The sequence below is a fragment of the Novosphingobium endophyticum genome, from assembly GCF_014640675.1.
In the GTDB taxonomy this organism is placed as follows: domain Bacteria; phylum Pseudomonadota; class Alphaproteobacteria; order Sphingomonadales; family Sphingomonadaceae; genus Novosphingobium; species Novosphingobium endophyticum.
Map to the genome: position 1 here is coordinate 1 of NZ_BMHK01000003.1, position 23,967 is coordinate 23,967.

Annotated in this window: 16 protein-coding genes; 10 read left to right on the plus strand and 6 right to left on the minus strand. The window is 63.7% G+C overall.

Going from position 1 to position 23,967, the window contains the following annotated elements; genetic code table 11:
- Nucleotides 1–302 precede the first annotated feature (302 nt).
- On the minus strand, nucleotides 303–1,058 hold the full coding sequence (locus tag IEX32_RS02810; protein WP_188768218.1) for a FadR/GntR family transcriptional regulator: 756 nt from the start codon (nucleotides 1,056–1,058) through the stop codon (nucleotides 303–305).
- A 107-nt stretch (nucleotides 1,059–1,165) separates the two neighbouring features.
- Between IEX32_RS02810 and IEX32_RS02815 the strand changes: the two genes are divergently transcribed.
- The 4 genes from IEX32_RS02815 to IEX32_RS02830 are packed head-to-tail and all read left to right on the plus strand — an operon-like array spanning nucleotide 1,166 to nucleotide 4,657.
- On the plus strand, nucleotides 1,166–1,561 hold the full coding sequence (locus IEX32_RS02815) for a hypothetical protein (protein ID WP_188768576.1): 396 nt from the start codon (nucleotides 1,166–1,168) through the stop codon (nucleotides 1,559–1,561).
- Between the two features lie 8 nt (nucleotides 1,562–1,569).
- Complete coding sequence (locus tag IEX32_RS02820) at nucleotides 1,570–3,132, plus strand: alpha-N-arabinofuranosidase (RefSeq protein ID WP_188768220.1); 1,563 nt, start codon at nucleotides 1,570–1,572, stop codon at nucleotides 3,130–3,132.
- Nucleotides 3,129–4,019, plus strand: coding sequence for a 2-dehydro-3-deoxygalactonokinase (locus tag IEX32_RS02825; protein ID WP_188768222.1), 891 nt, complete (start codon nucleotides 3,129–3,131; stop codon nucleotides 4,017–4,019). The genes IEX32_RS02820 and IEX32_RS02825 overlap by 4 nt, the downstream gene beginning before the upstream one ends.
- Nucleotides 4,016–4,657 (plus strand): 2-dehydro-3-deoxy-6-phosphogalactonate aldolase, encoded by a 642-nt coding sequence (locus IEX32_RS02830; RefSeq protein ID WP_188768224.1) that lies wholly within the window; start codon nucleotides 4,016–4,018, stop codon nucleotides 4,655–4,657. The genes IEX32_RS02825 and IEX32_RS02830 overlap by 4 nt, the downstream gene beginning before the upstream one ends.
- A 268-nt stretch (nucleotides 4,658–4,925) precedes the next feature.
- On the opposite strand, the gene IEX32_RS02835 is transcribed toward IEX32_RS02830, so the two are convergent.
- Nucleotides 4,926–8,135 (minus strand): glycoside hydrolase family 2 TIM barrel-domain containing protein, encoded by a 3,210-nt coding sequence (locus IEX32_RS02835; RefSeq protein WP_188768226.1) that lies wholly within the window; start codon nucleotides 8,133–8,135, stop codon nucleotides 4,926–4,928.
- 281 nt (nucleotides 8,136–8,416) lie between these two features.
- Here IEX32_RS02835 and IEX32_RS02840 point away from each other — a divergent pair, with 281 nt between their 5' ends.
- A complete protein-coding gene (locus IEX32_RS02840; RefSeq protein ID WP_188768228.1) occupies nucleotides 8,417–10,957 on the plus strand; it encodes a glycosyl hydrolase 115 family protein in 2,541 nt (846 codons plus the stop codon).
- 167 nt (nucleotides 10,958–11,124) lie between these two features.
- On the opposite strand, the gene IEX32_RS02845 is transcribed toward IEX32_RS02840, so the two are convergent.
- Both IEX32_RS02845 and IEX32_RS02850 read right to left on the minus strand, forming a co-directional pair.
- Nucleotides 11,125–12,294: a BaiN/RdsA family NAD(P)/FAD-dependent oxidoreductase gene (locus tag IEX32_RS02845; protein WP_268236703.1), complete on the minus strand. Its 1,170-nt coding sequence runs from the start codon at nucleotides 12,292–12,294 to the stop codon at nucleotides 11,125–11,127.
- A gap of 224 nt (nucleotides 12,295–12,518) precedes the next feature.
- Nucleotides 12,519–13,085 carry a hypothetical protein gene (locus IEX32_RS02850; protein WP_188768230.1) on the minus strand — a complete coding sequence of 189 codons (567 nt, stop codon included), beginning with the start codon at nucleotides 13,083–13,085 and terminating at the stop codon, nucleotides 12,519–12,521.
- A gap of 135 nt (nucleotides 13,086–13,220) precedes the next feature.
- On the opposite strand from IEX32_RS02850, the gene IEX32_RS02855 reads away from it, so the two are divergent.
- The 4 genes from IEX32_RS02855 (at nucleotide 13,221) to IEX32_RS02870 (ending at nucleotide 20,351) form a co-directional block, all read left to right on the plus strand.
- Nucleotides 13,221–13,748, plus strand: coding sequence for an RNA polymerase sigma factor (locus IEX32_RS02855; protein ID WP_188768232.1), 528 nt, complete (start codon nucleotides 13,221–13,223; stop codon nucleotides 13,746–13,748).
- A 38-nt stretch (nucleotides 13,749–13,786) separates the two neighbouring features.
- Nucleotides 13,787–14,731 (plus strand): FecR family protein, encoded by a 945-nt coding sequence (locus IEX32_RS02860; RefSeq protein WP_188768234.1) that lies wholly within the window; start codon nucleotides 13,787–13,789, stop codon nucleotides 14,729–14,731.
- Between the two features lie 2 nt (nucleotides 14,732–14,733).
- Complete coding sequence (locus IEX32_RS02865) at nucleotides 14,734–17,085, plus strand: TonB-dependent receptor (protein ID WP_188768236.1); 2,352 nt, start codon at nucleotides 14,734–14,736, stop codon at nucleotides 17,083–17,085.
- A gap of 68 nt (nucleotides 17,086–17,153) precedes the next feature.
- Complete coding sequence (locus tag IEX32_RS02870) at nucleotides 17,154–20,351, plus strand: autotransporter outer membrane beta-barrel domain-containing protein (protein ID WP_188768237.1); 3,198 nt, start codon at nucleotides 17,154–17,156, stop codon at nucleotides 20,349–20,351.
- Between the two features lie 102 nt (nucleotides 20,352–20,453).
- On the opposite strand, the gene IEX32_RS02875 is transcribed toward IEX32_RS02870, so the two are convergent.
- Nucleotides 20,454–21,266, minus strand: coding sequence for a TauD/TfdA dioxygenase family protein (locus IEX32_RS02875; RefSeq protein WP_188768238.1), 813 nt, complete (start codon nucleotides 21,264–21,266; stop codon nucleotides 20,454–20,456).
- 391 nt (nucleotides 21,267–21,657) lie between these two features.
- On the opposite strand from IEX32_RS02875, the gene IEX32_RS02880 reads away from it, so the two are divergent.
- A complete protein-coding gene (locus IEX32_RS02880) occupies nucleotides 21,658–22,926 on the plus strand; it encodes an MFS transporter (protein WP_188768239.1) in 1,269 nt (422 codons plus the stop codon).
- Between the two features lie 57 nt (nucleotides 22,927–22,983).
- Here the strand turns inward: IEX32_RS02880 and IEX32_RS02885 are convergent, their stop codons facing one another.
- On the minus strand, nucleotides 22,984–23,850 hold the full coding sequence (locus IEX32_RS02885; protein ID WP_188768240.1) for an oxygenase MpaB family protein: 867 nt from the start codon (nucleotides 23,848–23,850) through the stop codon (nucleotides 22,984–22,986).
- Nucleotides 23,851–23,967 lie beyond the last annotated feature (117 nt).

Sequence of the window (23,967 nt, forward strand, 5' to 3'; positions counted from 1 at the left end):
GACCCGCGTCGCCATCTCCGAAATCTCCCCATCAAACAATTGGGGACTCACAGATTCAGCACTCTCACCAAATGTCACGCGCTAATTCACCCGATTGCCCTGCCCGCAGACCACGTTCCCGTTGACGGCCGCCTGCGAGCACTATGTCCTGCATGCCCTAAGGGGAAGCAAGCCGAGATAAGTCCTGCCCGAGCCCTCGTGGTCGCAGAAGACGGCGCCGGCCAGAACCGCGCCATCGGGTAAAACATAAGGGGGCAGCACCGCAAACGCTGCCCCTTTTATATCCATGTATGCAGTGGCGCTCAGGCCTCCATCGCGTTGCGCGTATCCTCAAGCGCCAGGTCGACAAGCACGTTCATGGCCTCAGCCGCGGCCTCAGGGTCTTCGGCCACGATGGCGTCGTAAACGCGGACGTGATCAGGGAGGGGATTACGCGGCAACGTGGGGGAGCGATGCTTGAACTGCGTGGTCCAGTTGACCGCCGCACCGATGCTGGCGCTGAGCGCTATGAGTGCCTCATTGCGTGTGGCATGGAGTATCGCGCTGTGGAAGTCGCGGTCCGCCGCTCGCCCTGTTTCAGTTGTCAGGGTATGCTGACGCATCGCCGCGAGCGCGTCCTTCATCGCCTTCAGGTCAGCCTTGTCGCGCCGCTGCGCGGCGAGGCGGGCAGCGGCCGGTTCAACGATGGCGCGAAGTTCGAAGAGGTTGCGAACGAATTCGATGTCGGGCTCACCGGCGAAGGCCCAGCCAAGAACCTCGGGATCGAGCAGATTCCAGCGATCGCGCGGCAGCACCCGCGTTCCGGTCTTGGGGCGGCTGGCGACAAGCCCCTTGGCCGTAAGCACCTGAATCGCTTCGCGATAGGCGCTGCGCGAGACGTTGAGTTCCTCCGCGAATGCCACTTCACCGGAAAGGATGTCACCCGGGACATATTTGCCCGACAAGATATCCGTTCCCAGCTTGTGGGCGATCGCGCCATGCAGCCGCCGCCCGGGACCACGCGCCACTTCGGTCTGTTTTGCAGTCACTTCATCTTTCACCAGCTTGGCTTCGGTCACAACTACCTTCCTTGATAGCCCCTATCAGCGCCCGCGACCTGAAGAAACGACAAACATTTGCGCTTCCCCTCATTCCATAATATGTCGGAGTAAATGAGAGTCTCCAGATGATCGAATTCCGTTCCGTGATCGCCGAAACCGGTGAGCCTATGGCAAGCCGCTTTCGACTCACGCACCCGCCGATGGAGCGTCCCCCCTGCGTCGCAGCGGACGCCGCATTCGACATCTGCCGCGCCGCCGCGCGTGAGGCATTCCCCCCTTCCCCCGAACGAATCGCGGCAGAAAATCTTGATCTGGACGATTACACGATCAGAACGACCACGACCGGAACTGTTTCGCCGCGCGCGCGTCTGGAGGGCAGGCGGGGCCGCACGGTCCGCCAGGTGCGCCTGTTCGCCGAGTTCATGCGCGATGGGATAATGTCTGGCAAAAGACCATACTGCGCGGGCGTCGTGAGATCGTCGCCGCATTTCACGACTGATTTTTTCCGAGGGGACCGATGAAACTTTCCATGAACGCCCGGCTTCGCCGCGCCACCGCCGCACTGCTCCTGAGTTGCGTGCTGGCGTCCGGCTCAGCTCACGCCGACACCAACGGGCAGCCGACCTCGGCGGTGATCCATGGCAACCAGCCCGGCCCGGTCTATGACAAGGGCATCTTCACCCAGTTCGCCGAGCACCTTGGCACCGGCATCTACGGCGGTCTCTGGGTGGGCAAGGACAGCGCGATCCCGAACACCAACGGCTTTCGCAACGACGTTGTAGCGGCGCTGCGAAAGCTTTCAGTGCCGGTGATCCGCTGGCCGGGCGGCTGCTTTGCCGACGAATACAACTGGCGCGAGGGCGTGGGGCCGCAGAGCCAGCGTCCAGTCAAGGTCAACACCCATTGGGGCGGCGTGACCGAGCCGAACAGCGTCGGCACGCATGAGTTCTTCGAACTGCTGCGCCAGGTCGGCGCCGAAGCCTACATCTCAGGCAATGTCGGCAGCGGTTCACCGCGGGAAACCGCCGAGTGGGTCGAATACATGACCGCACCCGCCGGCAGTCTCGCGGAGGAGCGGGGCAAGAACGGCCAAAAGGAGCCCTGGAAGCTTCCCTATTTTGGCATCGGCAACGAACTCTGGGGCTGCGGCGGCAACATGCGTGCTGAATACGCCGCCGACATGACCCGCCGGTATGCCACGTACGTCAAGGCGCCTGCCGGCACCCTGATCATGAAAATCGCGTCAGGCGCCAGCGAGGGCGACTACGACTGGACCGAGACCATGATGCGCGTCGCCGGCAAGACGCTCGATGGTCTGTCGCTCCACTACTATACCGTGCCCGGCGGTTGGCCGCCCAAAGCCGATCCGGTGAAATTCGACGAAGCGGCCTGGGCCGAAACGCTGCATAACACCATGCGCATGGACGAGTTCATCACCAGGCACAGCGCAATCATGGACAAGTACGATCCCGAAAAGCGCATATTCCTGGCCGTCGACGAGTGGGGCACCTGGTATGGGCAGGACCCAGGAACGCACTCCGGCTTTCTGCGTCAACAGAACACCCTGCGCGACGCGCTGGTCGCCTCGGTCAATCTCGACATCTTTGCCCGGCACGCCGACCGGGTGCGCATGACGGCAATCGCGCAGATGGTGAACGTGCTGCAGGCGATGATCCTCACCGATGGCGACAAGATGGTCCTAACGCCCACCTATCACGTCTTCGAGATGTACAAGCCATGGCAGGACGCCACGGTGCTGCCGATCGACTTCCAGACGCCCCGGTACCACAAGGGCGAGTACACGATGCCTGCCGTCAGCGGATCTGCAGTGAGAGGCAAGGACGGCAAGATCCACGTGGCCTTGTCCAATCTGGACCCCAATCAGCCCAACACGGTGACGATCAGGCTCGACGGCCTCAAGGCATCGATCATCTCGGGACGCGTGCTCACGGCGAGTTCGATAAACGCGCACAACACGTTCAAGGCTCCCGAAGCGGTGAAGCCGGCAGCATTCACCGGCGCGCGCATCAAAGGCAGCGATCTCGTCGTCACCCTGCCCGCCAAATCCGTTGCGGTGCTCGAACTGCGATGAGCGATACATACGTACTCGGCGATTGGGGCACGAGCCGCCTCAGGCTCTATCGGATGACCGATGGGCAGTTGACGGGCCGTCTCGACGGTCCCGGAGCCGGGGTGCTGGACACGCCCGCAGCAACTGTGCTGGCCGAACGCCTCAGCGTCTGGCTGGACGAAGGCCCGATTTCCGACGTTACGCTTTGCGGCATGGCGGGCGCGCCCGGAGCGCTGGTGGAGGCCGGATATGCCGCCTGCCCCGCCGCACCCGGTACATGGCTTGAGTCATTGACGCCGATTGATATCAGAGGCGTCGGCGTCCAGGTCCTGCCCGGCCTCAGTTGCCGGAGCGCGGCGAATGTTCCCGAAGTGATGCGCGGGGAGGAAACCCAGGTCTTCGGCGCTCTTGCGCTGCATCCGGAACTAAGCGAGGGCACGCATCTGATCGTGCTGCCCGGCACGCATTCGAAGTGGGTGGAGATAGAGGACGGCACGATCCTGCGGTTCCGCACCCACCCCACCGGCGAACTGTTTGCCTTGCTGGCCGCAAAGTCGACGCTGACCGGCACCGACACTCCTGGCGAAGGCACGTTCGACGACGGCTTCGCGCGCGGCCTCAAACGCTGCGGAGAACCGCTGACGGCAGCGCTGTTCGAGGCACGCGCGGCACGCATGCTCGATCGACGGTCGAAGGACTGGTCGTCGGGTTACCTCTCCGGCCTGCTGATCGGCAGCGAGGTTGGAATGGAAGCGCGAACACGCCCGGCCGTCGTGGTGATCGGCGATGCGGCGCTTTCCCATCTTTATGAACGCACCCTGGCACACGCCGGTTGCGCCATCCGCCGTATCGACGGCGATGCGGCCGTGGTTGCGGGTCTCGATATGGCAAGGAGAATGAAGGCATGAAGATCAACGCGGCACTTGCGGATGAAGCCCCGCCGATCGTGGCTATCCTGCGCGGTATCGAGACTGCGGAGGCGGTAGAGATTGGCGAAGCGCTGATCGAGGCCGGTATCCGATTGATCGAAGTTCCATTCAATTCCCCCGACCCCGCCGGATCGATCCGCGCCATGGCAATGGCGCTGGGTGGCCGCGCTGCCGTCGGGGGTGGCACGGTCACGACGCCCGAGCTTGCCGACGCTCTGGCCGACGCCGGGGGAACCTTCATGGTTTCGCCCAATGTCGAACCGGCAGTGATCGGTCGGTCGCTCGAACGCGGGCTTGACGTCCTGCCCGGATTCCTGACGCCTACCGAGGCATTCGCCGCTGTGCGCGCCGGCGCGCGCGACCTCAAGCTGTTCCCCGGGACAGTGCTGGGCAGCGGCTACATCAGGGCAATCCGCGAAGTCCTTTCCCCCGGCACCCGCATCTGGGCCGTGGGCGGCGTGGGGATAGCCAATATCGGCGAGTTCCGCGCGGCGGGAGTGTTCGGCATCGGCGTGGGCGGCAGCCTCTACAAACCGGGCCATGACGCGGTCACAGTCGCCGCCAAGGCGCGCGAACTCGTCGCCGCGTGGTCCGACGCGGCGGCATCAGAAGGCTGATCGTGTTCGGCGCGTCCCGGCGCTTCTCGCAATCGCGACCGGTGAAGGTTCGCTTCACCGTTTGATCCCTACCGGCCGAGGCGGGCATCCATACCCGTCCCGGTCGGCGATTGGCGGCCGTTCACCGGACCTCTCTCCTCCCGCTTCATCCCAACTGAAGCGTTCGGAGAACGGCCGCCATCGAAATCAAGCAAGGAAACGACCAATCGCATCGCGGTGAAGTATGGGCTTTCGGACATCCGACAAGCCCATACTTCACCGCCGAGCATCACTGCGCGCCCTGTCCGGCATCATCCGGAGCCGAGGCGAACGGCACGATTCTGAACCCGAACGTGATTGGCTTCAGGGGTATTCTGTACTTGCCGTGCGGGCGCCCGTCAGGGCTCCAGGCATCGTCTCCGCCCACGCCCGCCTGCACGGCATCCACGAGCAGCGAAACCTGCTTTCCTGGCACAACGTCCGAGCTGCGCCAGGTGCCGGGCTTGCGACGGGAAAGCAAATCGTAAGGAAATGCCAGCGCGTTGATCGATAGCGGTCGATCGCCTTCGACGCGAAGGCCCGGGCCTTTGTCGGCGGCGATTTCCAGCCAGCGCACATCCGTCTTGTTGCCGGTTTCCTGGGGGCGCATGTAATCGTGGTTCTGATCGGCGATGCGGCCCGTCCAGATGCCCAGCGCCGCGCCGCTGTTGCGATCGGCATAGCTTTCCTGCGGCCCCCGACCGTACCAGGCGAGACGGGTCATGCTTTCCGGGGCGCTGAAGGCAAAACCGACGCGCAGCGGGCCGACCAGGTTATCGCGCAAAGGCTCGAATTCGCCTTCCACGGAGAGGCTGCCATCGCTTGCCATGCTGTACCGCGTCGTGAAATTCACGGCGCCGGCGCCGGTGGCATAGGTCACCGTGACTGCCGCATTGTCCCGGTCCAGGGAAATGCCCGCCACACGGCGCTCCTCGCTCATCTGCTTCCAGATTGCGTGGGTCTTCTCCACCCCGGTGCCGATGTCATTGTCGGTCAAGGCGCGGTAGAAATTGGGAGTGCCGCCCGCAAGAAGCTGCCGTCCATCAAGGCTATACCGGCTGACAAGCCCCGTCGCGCGGTCGATTTCCAATCGCGCCTTGCCCGCCGCCAACACAATGGCACCGCCAGCTTCCGAGGCCGCGACCTTGCCGCTGCCCGCGAAGGTTGCCGGTTTCTCCGCTGCCGGGGAAATGACGAACTGCTCCCAAGCGAGGGTTTCGCCGGCCGGCACGAGCGCATAGGCCCCATTCCTGGCTTCGGCGCGCACCGTAAGGATGCGCTCCCCGCCGTCCCGGCTGGCCTTGTCCGGAAGTGGAATGCGGATGTTGCCGGTCCCGCGAGCGGTCACCTCGGGCGTGGGCAAATCGCCCTCCGCCACGGGCCGTCCATCGTCAAGCAAGGTCCAGCTGAACTTCAGACCGGACAGGTCGCGAAAGTCCTGGCGATTGGTAAGCTGGATCGTGCCGCTGGCCGGGGCCGCCGCCGTGAAAGTGACGGGCTGATAGACCTTCTTCACTTCGAAGAGATGCGGATTGGGCCGCCGGTCCGCGTGGACCAGACCGTCTCCAAACTCGATGTCACCGCCGGGATTGGGGCCATAGTCGCCGCCCATCTTCCAATAGAAGCTTCCGTCGGCCGTCCGACCGTTCATGCCTTGATCAACCCAGTCCCAGATGAAGCCGCCCTGCAGTTTGTCATGGGCGTTGATGACATCCCAGTAGTCCTGGAGGTTGCCTCCGCTATTGCCCTGCATATGGGCATATTCGCACTGGATCATCGGCTGTTTCATAGCCGGATCAAGCGCATAGTCCTGCATCTTCCAGAGACTGTCGTACATCGGCGCATAAATGTCGACGTAGCTGTTAGGGCGATGCTCCGCCCCCAGCGTTCCCCAACCGAGATAGCTGACAAGACGGTTCGGATCCCGCTTGCGGATCCAGGCGGCGGCCTTTTCGAAATTGGGACCGATGCCCGCCTCATTGCCCAGCGACCAGAAGATGATCGACGGATGGTTCTTGTCGCGCTCGACCATGTTGGCGACGCGCGAGACGTGCGCTGCCTCCCATGCAGGATCAAAGCCGATCTGATAGCGCGAACGGTGCGAAGGATCCTTGTTCCCGGCCTCCATATAGTCGTGCGATTCGATATTCGCCTCGTCCATCACGTAGAGGCCGTATTCGTCCGCCAGTTCGTACCAGCGTTCGGCATTCGGATAGTGCGAAGTGCGCACCGCATTGATATTGTTGCGCTTCATCAGTTCGATGTCGCGGCGCATGTCCGCTTCGGAAATCACATGAAAGGTATCGGGATCGTGTTCGTGGCGATTGACGCCGCGGATGCGGATCGCACGCCCGTTCACCATGACCAGGCCGTCCTTGATCTCGACGGTTCGAAAGCCGATGCGGCGGGCCGTGGACTGGATGAGCTTTCCATCGTGATCGAGCAGCTCGACCACGAGCGTATAGAGGTTGGGCGTTTCCGCCGTCCATTGCCTGGCGGCCGGGACATTGGCCTTGAGCGTCAGCTTCCGCCCCCTGCTCCCCGCCGGCAGCGCCGTCTCGCGGGTAAGAAGCGCTTTTTCCCCGTCCATCAGGCTCATGCGCGCCCTCGCCGCCTTTCCCGGCGTCACGGACAGGTCCACACCAAGCACACCGTCCCGGTACTGCCGATCCAGCCCCGCGTGGACGAAGAAATCCCGGATACGCTCCTTGGGGGCGGCCATCAGCCAGACGCTGCGCTCGATCCCCGACACACGCCAAAAATCCTGGTCTTCCAGATAACTGCCGTCCGACCAGCGATAAATCTCGATCGAGACATTGTTGGCGCCGGGACGCAGCAATCGCGTGATGTCGAATTCGGACGGGAGCTTGGAGTCCTCGCTGTACCCGACCTTGGTGCCGTTTACCCAGACATAATAAGCCGATCCCGCCGCACCGATGTGGAGGATCACATCGCTGTCATCGTTCAGCCAATCCGCCGACACCGTGAAGTCGCGTCGGTAGGAACCTACCGGATTGATCTGGTGGGGAATAAGTGGACGATTGGCGGGAAAAGGTTGGTTGATATTGTTGTAGCGCGGCTGGCCATAGCCTTCTGCCTGCCAGTTCGCCGGAACCTTGATCTCATCCCAGCCGGAAACGTCGTAATCGTCGCGCCAGAAACCCTTCTGCCTGCCATCCACGTTCGGCGAGAACCGGAATTTCCACTGACCATCGAGCGTCTGAAAACGCTGCGAGGCGGCCATATCCGCTGCCATGGCCTTGCCCCGATCCTCGAAAGGGAAGCCGGTGGCCCGCGCCGGCTCCTTGCCGATCGCGAAAACCGCCGGATTTTCCCAATCCGGCCGATCGGCAGAGACCTGGGGTTGGAGGGGCAACGGAACATCGCTGGCCATCCCGGCCGACGCGACACCGAGCACGAACCCTCCGGCGATCAATCTGGAAACAGTCGTACTGCGCATGCTGCCTTCCTTAGGGGTTGTCCACCCTGGTTTGAATTGCGGCTCCCGCCTCCCGATTCGATCAAGGGAGCAGGCTTTCGATCTATTGTATTTGTCGGAGTATATCCGTATCGTCAATGAGGCATTCAAGCGCATCCACCTCGGAGAACGTCGGGTTCAAACCGATGCGCTGCTGATGCGCGGAGTTGACACCCGGCCCCTCTCCGATAATGAGAGAATCTTCTTTATAGTATTGATATGATAATTAGCGGCAAGTGGTCCGTGCATGGAGGGCGTCAGTAATGGGCGGAAATCTCGTTCCCGGCTCACGCCGGTTTGCAACCCTGTTCCGGATCGTCGCGGCCGCTTTTGGCCTCGTCGCAGCGCAACCTGCTTTCGCCGGTGCCGGTTCGGGAACGGAAAACCCGCTCGTTGTCAGCACTCATGCACGAGGCGGTTTCGCGCTCGTGTCGGGTGGTGCGGCAACGCCCATTCTGATCGACCGGGGCGATGATACGCTCATCGTTCATGCCGCCGCCGATTTCGCCGAGGACCTTGCCGCCGTATCGGGCGTTCGGCCGGACGTTGTAACCAGCCCCGCCGGGAAGCCGTCCGTCATCATCATCGGAACTTTGGGACACAGCGCTCCCATCGACCGCCTTGTCTCCAGCGGCAAGCTGGACGCAGCCAAGCTGGGCGGAGCGTGGGAAAGTTTCATCATTGCCACCGTCGCCGATCCAGCGCCTGGGGTCGCGCAGGCGCTGGTGATCGCGGGGAGTGACCGGCGCGGTACGGCGTTCGGCGTCTATGAACTCAGCGAGGCGATCGGCGTCTCGCCCTGGTCGTGGTGGGCCGATGTCGCCCCGCAGCGGAAGGAAACGCTGGTGGTTCCCGCCGGTACGCGCAAGTTCGGTCCGCCGTCGGTTCGCTATCGCGGCCTCTTCATCAACGATGAGGACTGGGGGCTCTTCCCCTGGTCGGCGCGGACCTTCGATCCGAAGGGCGGCAACATCGGCCCGAAGACCTACGAACGCGTGTTCGAATTGCTGCTGCGGCTCAAGGCCAACACCTTGTGGCCGGCGATGCACAAGACGACCGCCGCGTTTAATGCCGATCCGGCCAATGCCCGACTTGCCGACGAATACGGCATCGTCGTGGGTACATCGCATGCCGAGCCGATGTTGCGCAACAATGTCGGCGAATGGAACGATGCCCCCGACCAGTACAACTATGCGACCAACGCCGAGGGCGTGCGCACCTATTGGGAAGAGCGCGTCCGCGAAAATGCCAGCTACGAAAGCCTGTGGACGCTCGGAATGCGGGGCATTCACGATTCCGGCATGGTAGGAGGCGGCGGCATTGCCGATCGGGTTGCGCTGCTCGACCGGATCATCGCCGATCAGCGCAAGATGCTGCACGACATCATCGGTCCGGATCCGCGCCGGACGCCGCAGATGTTCGTGCCCTACAAGGAGGTGCTCGAACTCTACCGGAACGGGCTCAAGGTGCCAGAGGACGTAACGATCGTCTGGCCCGACGACAATTTCGGCTACATCCGCCAGTTTCCTAGCGACGACGAGCGCAAGCGGCCGGGAGGATCGGGCGTCTATTATCACCTGAGCTATCTCGGCGCGCCGCTTTCTTATCTCTGGCTTTCGACGACACCGCCGGCGCTGGTCCAGGAGGAGATGACCCGCGCTTACGATCAGGGTGCGAGAACCATCTGGATCGCCAATGTCGGAGACATCAAGCCAGCCGAGATCGGAATGAGCCACTTTTTCGACCTGGCATGGGACATCGGCCGCTGGCGCGGTCACACCCAGCGGAATTATCTCGACGACTGGGCGAGCCGGACTTTCGACAGTGACACAGGCCGCGCGATTGGCGGGCTGCTGGACAGCTATTTCCGGCTCAACTTCGAGCGGCGGCCCGAACATCTCTGGTGGCAGAACCTGCGCGAGCGTTCCCATTCCTTCTCGTCCGCCGAAGTCGATGCGCGCCTTCGCCGCCTGGGCGATCTGGAATCCGCGACCATCGCCCTTCGTAAGCGCGTGCCGCCGAGCCTCGCAGATGCCTATTTCCAACTGATCGAATACCCGATCCGCGCCTCCGCTGCAGCCAATCTTCGCTATTTTGGCGCCGAGCGCTATGCCGAGCGTATCGACGACGAACCGGCATTCGCCCGTTCCGCCGGCGCCGCCGCGATCGCTGCCGACGAACAGATCAAGCGCCTAACCCGGCAATACAATGAGCAGCTTGACGGCAAATGGCGCTGGATTATGGCCGAGGAGCCGGCCGACAATCAATGGCGTCAATATCGCACGGCGCCCATCGCCCTGCCCGCGCCGGGACTCGCGGGCGAAGCGCGTCCATTTCTGGACCATATCGCGCGCGCCGACCTGACGCCGCCAGCGGACATCGTCGAAGCCGAGAACTATGCCCGCAGCAGCGCGTGGCGGATCGTCGAAGGTCTGGGGCGTGGCAGAGGGACGATGATGGCGCAGCGTCCCGGCGCGCGTATGCAGTTCCGCGTTACGGTGCCGGACGGCGAGGCGCGCAGTCTCCAACTCGGCCTGCTTCCTCTTTTTCCCAACGCCTCGGAAAGTGCGCTGGTGCTGGACGTGTCCGTCGATGACGGGGCGCCCCGTCGTATCGAGATCCCGCGTGAGGCCCAGACGCCCGAATGGTCGCAGGCCGTCCTCGACAATCTCCTGCGCGTCGGGGCGTCCGATCCGCTGCCTCCCGGCCGGCACGAAATCTCGGTAATCGCACGAAGCTCAGGCGTGGCGCTCGATCGCATGTTCCTGATCGCGCCGGAAACCAAGGCCCACGGGGGGCACTGAAGCCTGCCCTGCTGAAGGCGCCTCGCGCGTTTATCGGCAACCGGGCCGTCGATATGAAGTCAAGCCGGTGAGTGATCCGATCCGTACGGCTGGAAGGACCGCGTGGCCACCGCTCGGGCTTTTCGTTGCATCAGGCCTACCGGCGTCATCTGCTTTTCGGGGAAGTGCTAAAACGCTTGTCCGGCCGCCCAGCCGCTGGCCCACGCCCATTGAAAATTGTATCCGCCGAGCCAGCCGGTGACGTCCACCGCCTCGCCAATCACGTAGAGGCCGGGAACGCGCTTCGCCATCATCGTCTGCGAGGAAAGCTCGGCGGTGGAGATGCCCCCTGCGGTCACCTCGGCCTTGCCGAAACCTTCGGTGCCGTTCGGTGCGAAGACCCAGTCCGAAAGCCGGGACTGCGCGGCGCGCAATGCCTTGTCGGGCAGATTGGCGAGTTCGCCGCCGAGCCCCATGCGATCGAGCAGCGCGTCGACGAGACGCTCGGGCAGCCTCTCGGCCAGCACACGGCGCAGGCTGACACGCGGGCGCGCCCGCTTTTCCGCAAGCAACCAATCGGACGGCGCCTCGGGCAGGAAATCGACGCGGATGGGTGTGCGGGACTGCCAGTAGGAGGAAATCTGCAGCATCGCGGGTCCGGAGAGACCCCGATGCGTGAACAGCGCGGCCTCGCGGAAGCGGACCTTGTTCCAACGCACCGATATATGCGTCGAAACGCCCGAAAGCTCTTTGAACAGCGCGCAGTCCGGGCCGAGCGTCAAGGGCACAAGCGCCGGGCGCGGCTGCACCACTGCAAGGCCGAAGCGGCGTGCAACGTCATAGGCAAAGCCGGTCGCGCCCAGTTTGGGTATCGAGGGCCCGCCGGTTGCGAGGACCAGCGCACGGCCATGCAATTCCTTCCCGTCGATGGTTACCCGGAAACCCTCGCTGCCGTGCTCGATCGCGGTCGGCGGATGACCGAGCGCCATCGTGACCCCGGCCCTCGCGCAGTCCTCGACCAGCATGTCCACGATCTGCCGGGCCGAGCCGTCGCAGAACAGTTGCCCCAGCGTTTTCTCGTGCCAGGCAATCCCATGGCTCTCGACGAGTTCTATGAAGTCCCGCGGCGTGTAGCGGCTGAGCGCCGATTTGGCGAAATGCGGATTCGCCGAAAGAAAGCGGTCGGCGGCGGCGCCAAGATTGGTGAAGTTGCACCGCCCGCCGCCCGAGATCAGGATTTTCTTCCCCGGCGCATTCGCATGATCGACCAGCAACACCTTCTTGCCACGAGCGCCAGCGGTCATGGCGCACATCATGCCTGCCGCGCCTGCTCCCAGGACGATTGCATCATACGTCACGCCGTTATCTTGCCCTTGGCAACCGTTCCCGGTCCGCAAAGGCAATTTGCGCGGGGCTCGCCAAATGTTTGCGCCTCACCAATTCTGGGCAACAACTTGTTCCTGGTCTTTCTCATACGGCGCTAGAGCATAGATCAATAAGCATATGAAAAACATGCCCGCCGCTAATCAATATTTCTAACAATAAATACCATAAATAATATACAATCGCACCATATCAAACCTTACGGAATACGTAAGGTGACAGGGAAGTCTTCCAAAGCCATTTCTACGAAACCCTCATCCCAATGCGATTCAGTTAACTCCCAACGCCTATTCTCCGCATCTATAAAAGATTCCAGGCTGCCAAACAGCTTATTAATGATCGATACGCTCCGTTCACGCGACATACCATTACGCGGTGCACTTCGGGGGTAAATGCTCACCACCGCGAAATCCCATCCATCGACCCTATGAGACTGTGCCTTGTAAAGCTTGGTACCGGAACTTGATGATGTCAGCTCACGCAAAAACTTTAAGTGATAGTTTTTATATAGAGAAAGCCATTCATCCTGTTTTCCAGGCTTTATTCTATAATATGCTATCGATATTTGCTGCCCATCCAAAGAAATATTTCCTTGGGGAACCTCTTCAGATGATGCCCCATCCGCAGGACTTTGCGCGTATACTGCGCTATGCGCACCACAGATCAGCAGGGCAAACACTGCCAAATTACTACGAAAGCCTCTCATGCCAGCTCCATCTGATTGATTTTTGAAATCCAAGGCCTCCATCTGCCCCCCGAACTTCACGCCGCTCCCATTCCTCGCAAGGCCGGGTTCCATCGGCGCTTACGCTCAAAGACGCCAAATGTCGCGCCTCATCCTTTCTTCTGGGCGGCCGAAGCTCTATCTGGCGGCCGGAGAAGCAGAATCTATCGGGCAGTCGTGACTTCGCATCATTCCCGCACAAGCCTGAAAGCCGCGTTTCTCGATCACCGGGAGAAGCTGTTCAGATTCCTGCGCGCGCGCGGCGCGGGTGATGCGGCGGAGGATCTCGTGCAGGAAATCTGGTTGAAGATTTCGGCGCTCCCGACGGGAGCGGTGGACTCGCCGTTGTCCTATTTGTTTCGCGTTGCCGACATGCTCATGGTCGACCGGTTTCGGTCGATACGGCAGGCCGAAAAGCGCGATCGTGACTGGACCGAAATCAACGTCGGAGCTGAAGGCGGGGCCTCGCCCGAGCCTTCCGCCGAGCGCCGCATCGCGGCGGCGCAGGAAGCGACGCGGGTCCTGTCGATGCTCGACCGCCTCGGCCCGCGCGTGGCCGCTGTCTTTCGACGCCATCGCATCGACGGAGTGGGGCAAAAACAGATAGCGGCAGAGTTCGGAGTCAGTCTGAGCACGGTAGAAAGCGATCTGCGCACCGCCTATCGGGCCCTCAGCACATGGAAGGAGCGCGGCGATGAGGTTTGAGCCGATCGTTTCCGTCTTCGTCGCGGAAGGAGTGCGCGATGGCGAATGACGATACGACCCGCGAACAGGCTCTCGACTGGGCCGTGCGCGCGCTCGACCCTGCATTCGAGGATTGGGAGGGATTCTCCCGCTGGCTCGAACAGGACGCATCTCACGCGCGCGCCTACGACGAGGTCGCCGGAGCAGTGACCGAGGCAACCGAGCTCATAGCGGTCGCCCCAGCGAATGACGATACCGTCGAGGAAGCGGACGCGGCCCCTCAAGTGCGATCAGTCGCGCGCCGGCGCTGGCTTGGCGGGGCCCTCGCCGCCTCGATAGCGCTGGTTTCGGGACTGGCGCTGTGGCACGGCAGCGGGCGCGATCTCTACCGGATCGAGACCATGGCCGGACAGATCCACACGATTGCGCTCGATGATGGCAGTCGTATCGATCTGGCGGGTGGCTCCGCGATCGAACTCGACCGCGACGACGTACGCTTTGCCCGGCTTGAACAGGGGCAGGCGCTCTTCACGATCCGTCACGACGATGCCGATCCGTTCCGTGTGGCCGTAGGCGAAAACAGGCTGGTCGACATGGGCACCGTCTTCGATGTGCGCAACGATCGCACCGGGTTGAGTGTCGCCGTGTCCGAGGGTGCGGTGCAGTTCAATCCCGATGGCGAAAACATACGCCTTTCGCCGGGTGAGATGCTGAAGACGCACAAGGACGGCGGCGGATACGTGGTCAGCCCGATTGCGTCCGCTCGGGTCGGCGAATGGCGCGAGGGACGGCTGACCTTCACCGATGCCCCGCTGGAGCAGGTTGCCGCCGATCTCACGCGTGCCAGCGGCATTGTTTTCGTGGTCGCGCGTGGAAGCGGCGGACAGCCCGTCTCTGGCTCGGTTCTGATCGCGCCGCTCAAGGACGATCCGCGAACCCTGGGGCCGCTGCTGGGTCTCGCAGTGCATGCCGAGGGTGATCGCTGGATCATCGGCGCGCGCTGACCATGCGGGCTTCGCGCTGGATACTGGCCGTGCTGCTGGTCGCACCCATTCCTGCTATCGCGCGCGAGACCGCCGTCGCGACGCGAGCGGGGACGGCCGGTGATGCAGTGAGCGAGCTGGCGCGGCAGACGGACACGAGTATCGTCATCACCGACCCGGACATTGCCCGGCGTGCCATTCCGTCCTTGCGTGGACGCATGGACGCGGCCGAGGCGATCAGGAGGCTGGCTCGCGCCGCCGGCGCGCGCGCGGTCGCGGTCGGCCCCTCCGCATGGCGGATCGAGCCGGCGCCGGGACACGCTCGGCCGCTGACATCGACCCGCAAACCGGCACCCCGCGCCGACACCGAAGTACAACAGCAATCTCGGCCTGAACCGATCGTGGTGCTGGCATCCAAGCGTGACCTCAGGCTCGAGCAGGTTCCGGGCCAGGTTTCGATCCTCGACGGCAAGGTCCTGGAGTCCGGCGGTGTGGGAGGTACCGACAAGATCACGCAGCGGCTCGCCACGGTGTCCTCGACGCACCTCGGCAGCGGGCGCAACAAGGTGTTCATCCGCGGCATCGCCGATTCGAGCTTCACCGGGCCGACGCAGGCGACGGTAGGCCAGTATCTCGGAGACCTGCGCCTCACCTACAATGCGCCCGATCCGGACCTGCGCCTGTCGGACATGGCCCGCGTCGAAGTGCTCGAAGGGCCGCAGGGGACGCTCTATGGCGCAGGTTCGCTCGGCGGGATCATCCGGCTCGTGCCCCATCCCCCGGTCATAGGTGTGGCGAGCGCATCCGGCATAATCGGCGGCTCGCTGACGCAGGACGGTGACCCCGGCGGCGACCTGAGCGCGACCGTCAACCTGCCGGTTTCCGGGCAGAGGGCGGCGCTGCGGGCCACCTTCGATGCGACGAGGCGGGGCGGCTACATCGACAAGCCCGTACTCGGCCGCGACAACGTCAACCGCACGGACATCCTTGGCGGCCGCGTGAGTGCACGCGTCGAGATCGCGCCGGACTGGTCGGTCGAACTGGTTGCGCTGGGCCAGACGACCCACGCCGTCGACAGCCAGTACGCCGACCGCGGCGGCGCACCGCTGGCCAGTTCCGCGCGGGTGCGCGAGGGTTCCGAGGCAGACTATGCCATGGGGCAGTTCGTCATTTCCGGACACATCGGCGAGATCAGGGTCCGCTCGACGACCGGGCTGGTCCGCCAGCATCTCCACGAACGCTACGACGCCAGCCTGCCTGACGGCCCGCCACGCACCTTCGCGCAGGCCAATCGCACGCGGATGATCGCCAATGAGACACGGTTCTGGATGCCGGAGCGCCGCGGCTTCGGGTGGCTCGTCGGCGCCAGTTTCACGCACAACAATACGGTACTGACGCGCACGTTCGAGACCGCGAACACGCGCAGTGCCGCCACAGGTGTACGCAACACGATCGACGAGGCGACGATCTACGGCGAGGCGAGCCTGCGCGTGATGGGAAGCCTTGTCGCGACGGCGGGCGGACGCCTCACCCGTTCGCGGCTCGGTGGCGAGGGCGAGGACGTCCTGCCCGCGATTGCCCTCGCCAATGCCCGGGTCACTGCCAATCGCACGCTCGCGACCTTTCTGCCTTCACTGGCACTCCATGCCGAACTGGGGCCGGAGAGCGCGCTCTACGTGCGCTACCAGGAGGGCTTCCGGCCCGGCGGTTTCGCCATCGAGAGCGACTTCGTCCGCCGTTTCCGCAACGACCACACCGCAACCTTCGAGATCGGCGCGCGCCATGGGCGTCCTGGTACGGGGCCTTTCGATCTCTCCTTCAGCCTGTCCCATACGCGCTGGCAGGATATCCAGGCAGACTTCATCGACGATATCGGCCTGCCCAGCACGGCCAACATCGGCGATGGCCGCGTCTGGTCGGCGAGCGCCACGGGCGGGCTCGCGGTCACGCCCGGCCTTCGGCTCGAGGCCGGGCTGACCTGGAACGAAAGCAAGATCGACAAGCCGCCGCTTGCGCTGCTGACCCGGACCATGCAAGTGCCCAACATCGCGCATATCGCCGGACGCGCGGGCTTCACCTGGGACCACGAGATTGGCGAGGACCTGCGGCTCACGGCGAATGGATGGGTGAGCTATGTCGGCCGGTCGCGTCTCGGGATCGGGCCTGAACTGGGCGAGCCGCAGGGCGACTACCTCAACAGCGGCCTTGCTTTCCGCGCCGGTTCCGAAGGGCTGGGCGTGACACTCAGCCTCACCAATATCGCCAATTCGCGCGGCAACCGCTTTTCGCTCGGCACTCCGTTCAGTACGGGCCGCGACCAGATGACGCCGCTGCGGCCGCGTACCGTGCGGATCGGTCTCGACACGCGTTTCTAGAAATTTTTTCCAAGGCTGCCGACGCGCGTCTCCGTCTCAAGGGTCGATACCGACCTGAAGGGATTGAGATGTCGCGCTACCTGCTTGCCTCCACAGCACTGCTTGCCCTCGTCGCCGCCACGAGCGCCGGTGCCGAAGACGTTGCCACCAAGAAGACCAGCCCCCTGCGCACCTCGACCATCAAAGGCGGCGGCGCGGACACGATCAACATCACGAAAGACGGCTCGGTCGTTTTGACCGGCGGCACTGCCGTCACCATGGACAGCAACCACGCGGTCAGCAACGCCGGCGCGGTCACCATCAGCAACGCGAACGGTGCGATCGGTATTCGGGCCGTGGCCGGAACAAGCGGTGACATCGTCAATACCGGCACAATTACGATCGACGAACCCTACAGCGCGACGGACGAGGACAAGGACGGCGATCTCGACGGTCCCTTCGCGCTCGGATCGAACCGTTACGGAATTCGCACCGACGGCGCCCATACAGGTAAGATCGCCAGCAGCGGCACGATCATCATCGAGGGCAACAACTCCGCCGGCATCTCCCTGGGAGGCACGTTGACCGGCAATTTCATTCACGACGGCAAGATCGAGGTTCTGGGCGATCACGGCGTAGGTATCGAAACCGGCGCGATCAACGGCAACGTGCGCCTTGCCGGCAGCGTTGCGGCGAAAGGCGAAGGCGCCGTGGGCGCCCGCATTTCGGGGGATGTGAATGGCGCCGTGACCGTGCAGGGCGCCGTCGTATCGACCGGGTATCGCCACACCACGGTTCCCGGCGACACGTCGAAGCTCGACGCCGATGACCTGCTTCAGGGCGGTTCGGCGCTGGTGATCGAAGGCAATGTTTCGGGCGGCGTGATCCTCGCGGTGGCGCCCAAGGACAGCGATCCCAACAATGCCGACGAGGACGCGGACGGCATCGAGGACGCCAAGGAGGGCGCCGCAAAGGTCGTCTCCTTTGGCGCGGCTCCGGCCATGATGGTCGGCGCCGCCGGCCGGGACATCGCAATCGGACCGGTTGCCGGTACCGCGAACCAGTTCGGGTTGCTGATCGACGGTGCAGTCGAGGGGCGCGGGCTCTATTCGGGCGTCGGCGCCACAGGCCTCGCCATAGGCGGTCGCGGCGGCGATGTTTCCATCGCAGGCGGCATCGGCATTGCCGGATCGGTACTCGCCGAAGCGAAGGGGGCGAGCGCGACAGCCGTCAGCATTGGTTCGGGCGCTTCGACCCCGGTGCTGCGGGTTTCGGGCAGCGTGACGGCAAGCGGCGGCAATACCGCTACGACGCATGCCAGGGCACTTCACGTCGCCGAAGGGGCCTCGCTGCCCGCGATCCGCAACAGCGGCACCATCAAGGCGACAGCGGTGGGCGAGACCGGATCGGCCGCTGCCATCCTTGACGAGAGCGGCACGGTAACGCTGGTCGAGAACAGCGGCGCGATTTCGGCGGGCGGCGCCAAGACGGGCTCGGGGCGCAACATCGCCATCGATCTCTCGTCGGCGGCCGGCGGTGTCACGGTCAGGCAGACGCAGGTGGCTTCGGGCTTCGCGGCCCCGTCGATCACCGGCGACATTCGCCTTGGCGGCGGGGACGACGTGGTCGATATCGCCGATGGCGCTCTGGCGGGCGATATCGCATTCGGCAGCGGCAGCAATCGGTTGAGCCTGTCGGGTGACACCGCGCAGAAGGGAGCCATTGCCTTCGATGGAGGCGACGATACGATAACGCTTACCGGAAGCGCCAGCTTCACTGGCGCGGCGGATTTCGGCGGCGGCAATGATCTGCTCACGATTTCCGGAAGCTCGCTGTTCTCCGGCAGCCTGTCCAACGCTGCGAACCTCGCGGTCACAGTCGAGGGCGGCACGCTCGACGTCCGCGCGCCTTCGGGCATCGCCTCGCTCTCGGTCGGCGAAAGCGGCGTTCTGGCGGTCACGCTCAACAAGGCCGGCGGTTCGGCATACACCGTCGCGGGAACCGCCTCCTTCGCCGAAGGATCGAAGCTCTCCATCCGCCTGGCGGATGTTTCGACAGCGGAAGGCAGCTATCAGGTGCTCACCGCCGCAGCGATCGAGGGACTGGACGACCTCAAGAGGGTTACCGACCTCGTCCCCTTCATGTTCAAGGCGGAGCTGGACGAAAGCGCGGCAGCGAACACGATCGTCGTCGACGTGGCCAGGCGCTCGGTCGCGGAACTGGGCCTCAACCGTTCGCAGGCCTCTGCCTACGATGCAGTTTTCGCGGTGCTTGGCAACGATGACGAAATTGAGGGAGTCTTCCTCGACATCACCGACGGCGACCGGTTCCGCGAAGCCGTGGGGCAGATGCTGCCGGATCACGCGGGCGGTGCCTTCGAGGGCATCAGCCTCGGCGCGCGCACGCTGGCGCGCCAGCTGCAGGATCCGCAGAGTCCTCTTGTGGCGAGCGGACGCATGAGCGCAACCGTCAACCTTGCCTTCTGGGGCAGCGACAAGGACACGGGAAGCAGCGCTTCCTACGATCTCACCGGCTATTCCTGGTCCCTCACCGGAGAATACGAAACCGGCATCGGCCGCTTCGGCGCTACAGTCGCGCATCACTGGAACCGGCACACGAGGGGCCCCGCCAGTGAAGTGAAGTCAGGAGCATGGGAACTGGCGGGCCACTGGCGCGGCAACTGGGGCGCATTCAGCGGCTTCGGTCGCGCCTCGATCGGCCGGGCCGACTTCGAAAGCGAACGCAAATTCGCAGGTACGGCCGGGGCCGAGGACGTGAAGCGCACCATCGACGGCGACTGGAATGGCGACTTCGTGACCTTCGCCGCTGGCGCTTCGGCGGAAGGCGGCAGCCGATACTTCTATTTTCGCCCGGCGGTCTCGGTCGACTATGTCCAGCTAAAGGAGGACGGCTACACCGAGACGGGCGGCGAAGCGCTCGATCTTACCGTCAATTCGCGAACCAGCGACGAATTCGGGATCAACGGCGGCATGACGCTCGGCGTCGACCTGATGGGCATGGGCGCGCGTGACGCGAACTGGTTCCGGGTTGAAACGGAAGGCGGCTGGCGCGAGATCCTGAGCGGCGGGCTTGGTTCGACAACTGCGAGATTCGAGGAAGGCGAGGCATTCACGCTCGATGGAGAAAAGGCGAGCAGCGGCTGGTTCGCACGCTTGCGGGCCTTCGGCGGATCGGCCGGCTTCGTCCTGGGCGGCGAGCTCTCGGCCGAGGACCGGCACGACCATGTCAATCTGGCCCTGCGCGGCAGCGTGAAGGTTGCCTGGTAAACCTTGCAAGCAATGTTCCGGCGGAAAACCATGGCCGCCGGAAACAGGCCTCGCCGGTTGCCTTGCAAGGCGGCACGCGAAAGGGCGCGGCCGCCCGACCGCTCAGACCAGCAGCTCTTCCGCCTCGATCGTGGTGCGGTGCATCAGGCGATTTTCTTCCAGCGGATACTGGTCGACGCGGTGCATGGTACCGGTATTGTCCCAGATCAGCATGTCGCCTTCGGTCCAGCGGTGGGTATAGACGAACTGCGGCTGCGTGGCCCACTCGCGCAGTTTGGTGAGAAGCATGCGCCCCTCGGCCGGATCCATTCCCTCGACGTAATGCGCGGTCGAACCAAGGACCAGCGACTTGCGCCCGGAACCATGAGTCCACACCAACGGATGCACCTTGGGCGTGCGCATCTGCCAGAACTCCAGCTCGCGGGCGGTGGGCTCCGGGTTCACGTAGCGCTGCGAAATCTCGAAGCTATGGACCACCCTCAGGCCTTCGTAGCGGCGCTTGTCTTCCTCGGGCAGGTCATCCCAGGCGGCATAAGTGTTCGCGAAATGCGTGTTCCCCCCTGTCTTCGACAGGCTTTGCGCATTCAGCGTCGCTGCGAGGTTGGGAACGTCGTCGCTCGCGCCGTCGATATGCCAGAAGAAGGCACCCTTGATGTATTCCGCTCCGGGGTTCACGTCGGGGTCGATCGTGACCTTGAACACCCCGCCTTCCCCCTGCGGCTGCACCTTGCCGAGCGAACGGGAGAACGCCAGTTGCTGCTCGTTGGTCATGTGAAGGCCGCGAACGACGAGCACGCCGCGCTGTTCGAGCAACTCGCGGAGTTCAGGCCCATATTTGCCGGACGCAAGCGTTTCAGCGTCAGTCTTGAGCTCGGTGCCGATCCGCGGGGTGAGGTCGATTCTTTCCAGTGTCATGTCGTTTGCATACTGTGATCAGCTCCCGACTTCCATACGTCATGCAATGAGGTCGCCAGCGCAAAAACACAACCATCGTCCCTGCGGAGTTTTGAGATTTGCAACCAAACCGGCGCCTGCTTCGTCGCGCGGCCATGGGCAGGGGATCAGGAGGTGGCAGGCGCCGCGATGGCTCCGGCTGGGGCGACAGCCAGGCCTTGCCGGTCCGCGATGTTAGCTCGACCGCCGTATAAATTCAGGTTATCGACCACCCCCGAGAGCCTTCTGGCGAACCTCATGAGGGCACGGATCGAGGCCATTGGGGAGACCGGGAAAGCCCCTCGCCAAGCCCCTGCGTGAACGGCTGGGCTCGGCGTTCGGATAAGCGCTACAGCGCGTTAGGGAGTTGAAAATGGGAGGTTTGATATCGCAGCAACCAGCGGCGGCCGCGGAATGGCGGTCCCATTGGCCGCTCGTGCTCGCCGCTGCGATCGGCTTTTCGTTTCACTCCGTTGTATCCAATGCAATTGGTCTCTTCATCGAGCCCCTGAACGCCGAATTCGGATGGAGCCGAGCCGAAATTACAGCGGGCCTCTCGCTCACCGCGTTCATGACCGTACCGCTCGCACCTGTCGTGGGCGCGGCTATCGATCGGTGGGGGGCGCGGCGCCTGGCCCTTCCCGGACTCGTCCTCACGGCGGGTGCGGTAGCATCGTTCGGGCTTGCCAGCGGATCGGTCACGCAGTGGCTGGCGCTCTGGGTCATGTACGCCTTCATTTCCCTCAGCGTGAAATCCACCGTCTGGACGGCGGCCGTATCCGGGACGTTCGATGCGGGGCGCAGCCTTGCCCTTGGGCTCACACTCGCCGGCACTGCCGTCGCCCAGACTATCGTTCCGCCACTCGCCCAGTGGCTGATCGCGGACTTTGGCTGGAGGCAGGCCTGGTACATCCTCGGGTTCGGATGGGGTGCCCTGGCGTTTATTACCAGCGTCTTCTTCCTTTACGGCGCGCACGAACGAACGCGCGAGCGCGCCAAAGACCCCCGGGCCAAAGCCCCGCCGGTGCTGTACGGGCTCGACCTGAAGGAGGCGCTCAGAGATCCTGCCCTGCTCCGGATTGCGCTTGCCACGCTGATTACAATGTTCCTGGGGATCGCGGTCATCGTGCATCAGGTCCCCATCCTGACCGACGCCGGGGTTTCCCGCGAAAGCGCGGCCCTGCTGGCCAGTCTCGCCGGGATTGCGGGAATAGTCGGGAAGATCACGACGGGCTGGCTGATGGATCGCTTCACCAGCGGATGGATCGGCGGTTTCACTCTGTCCGCAGCCGCGATCGGGTTCCTGCTTCTGCTCGAGCCGTTTCGAACCACAGCCCTGATCGTGGTCGCGATGATCATCATCGGCTATTCGACCGGGGCCAATTTCCAGATCACCACTTATCTGACCAGCCGCTACGGCGGGATGAAGAGCTTTGGCAAGATTTTCGGAACGATGTCGATCCTGGTTACCGTCGGTGCGGGATTGGGGCCGGTCGTTGCCGGCGCAATCTACGACATGGCGGGAAGCTACACGCCGCTCCTGATCGCCGGCATTCCAGGAGCCATCATCTCGGGGCTGCTGATCGTGGGTCTTGGCCCCTATCCCGAGTGGAACGAAGGCCGAGTACAGGCGGAGGCATAACGCTCCGGTCGTTGCCCGTTGCCGGCGCGCGGCCTTTGCGCCACGTCGCGCCGGTCTTCACGTGCTGGATGCTCTTCTGGCGCGGCGGGCGGAGGTGTCACGCAGCGCCCATCGCAGAACCGCCGCCGCACCTTGCGCACCGCCACGGATCAGCAACCGCTCGGGTTCGTGGAGTGCGAAGCCGTGCATCCGCGCCGCCCACGCAGGCAGAAGGTCGATAGCGGCCTTATTGGTCACGGATTGGAACAGCGATGCTTCCAGCCTGCCGGAGCGAGGTTCCAGCAATGCGCGCGCGACGTCGCGCGTTCGTTCGTCGGCCCGCAACCGGGGGCGGACGGTCCTGAAGTAGGCTTCCATTTCCCCGAGCGTGACGGGCACCGAAACCGCCCCCAGCCGACGGGCGATATCGGACATCTCTGCAAGATACCGATCCTGGTCGGCATAGCGCAGCATCGGATCGCGATAACGGACGTAGGCGCGCAGGAAACTCGACGTCGAAGTGACATGCACCCATGTCAGCAAATCGGGATCGCGGGCCGAATACGGCGTGCCATCAGGAAGCCGCCCCTGAATCCGGCCGTGTATCTCGTTGATCCTGTCGATGAGCAGCAGCGCCTGCCGGGTGGAGCCGTAGGTCGTGCCGGAAATGAATTGGGCCGTGCGGCGCAATCTTCCAAGAGCGTCCTCGCGAAAATTGGAATGATCCCAGACCCCCGCGAGCACCTGGGGATGAAGCATCTGCAGCAGCAGCGCCGAGAGCCCGCCGATCATCATCGCCGTGAAATCGCCATGAACCCGCCATGTCACGGAAGAAGGACCGAACAGGCCGTGATCGCCGGCGGGACGATCCAGATCGACCTCGCCCGAACCGAAGCCGATCAGCTGATGAACCTGCCTTTCAATGGATCTGCGAACCTGGTCCATTCAATCGAGATAGGAACCGCGGCCCGCATGCCAATGGCTGACGAGCGGAACTTCGGTGCGCCGTGCTGGACGGTCATGCTCCGGCCGCGTAAGCTCGATGGTCCAGACACCTGATAT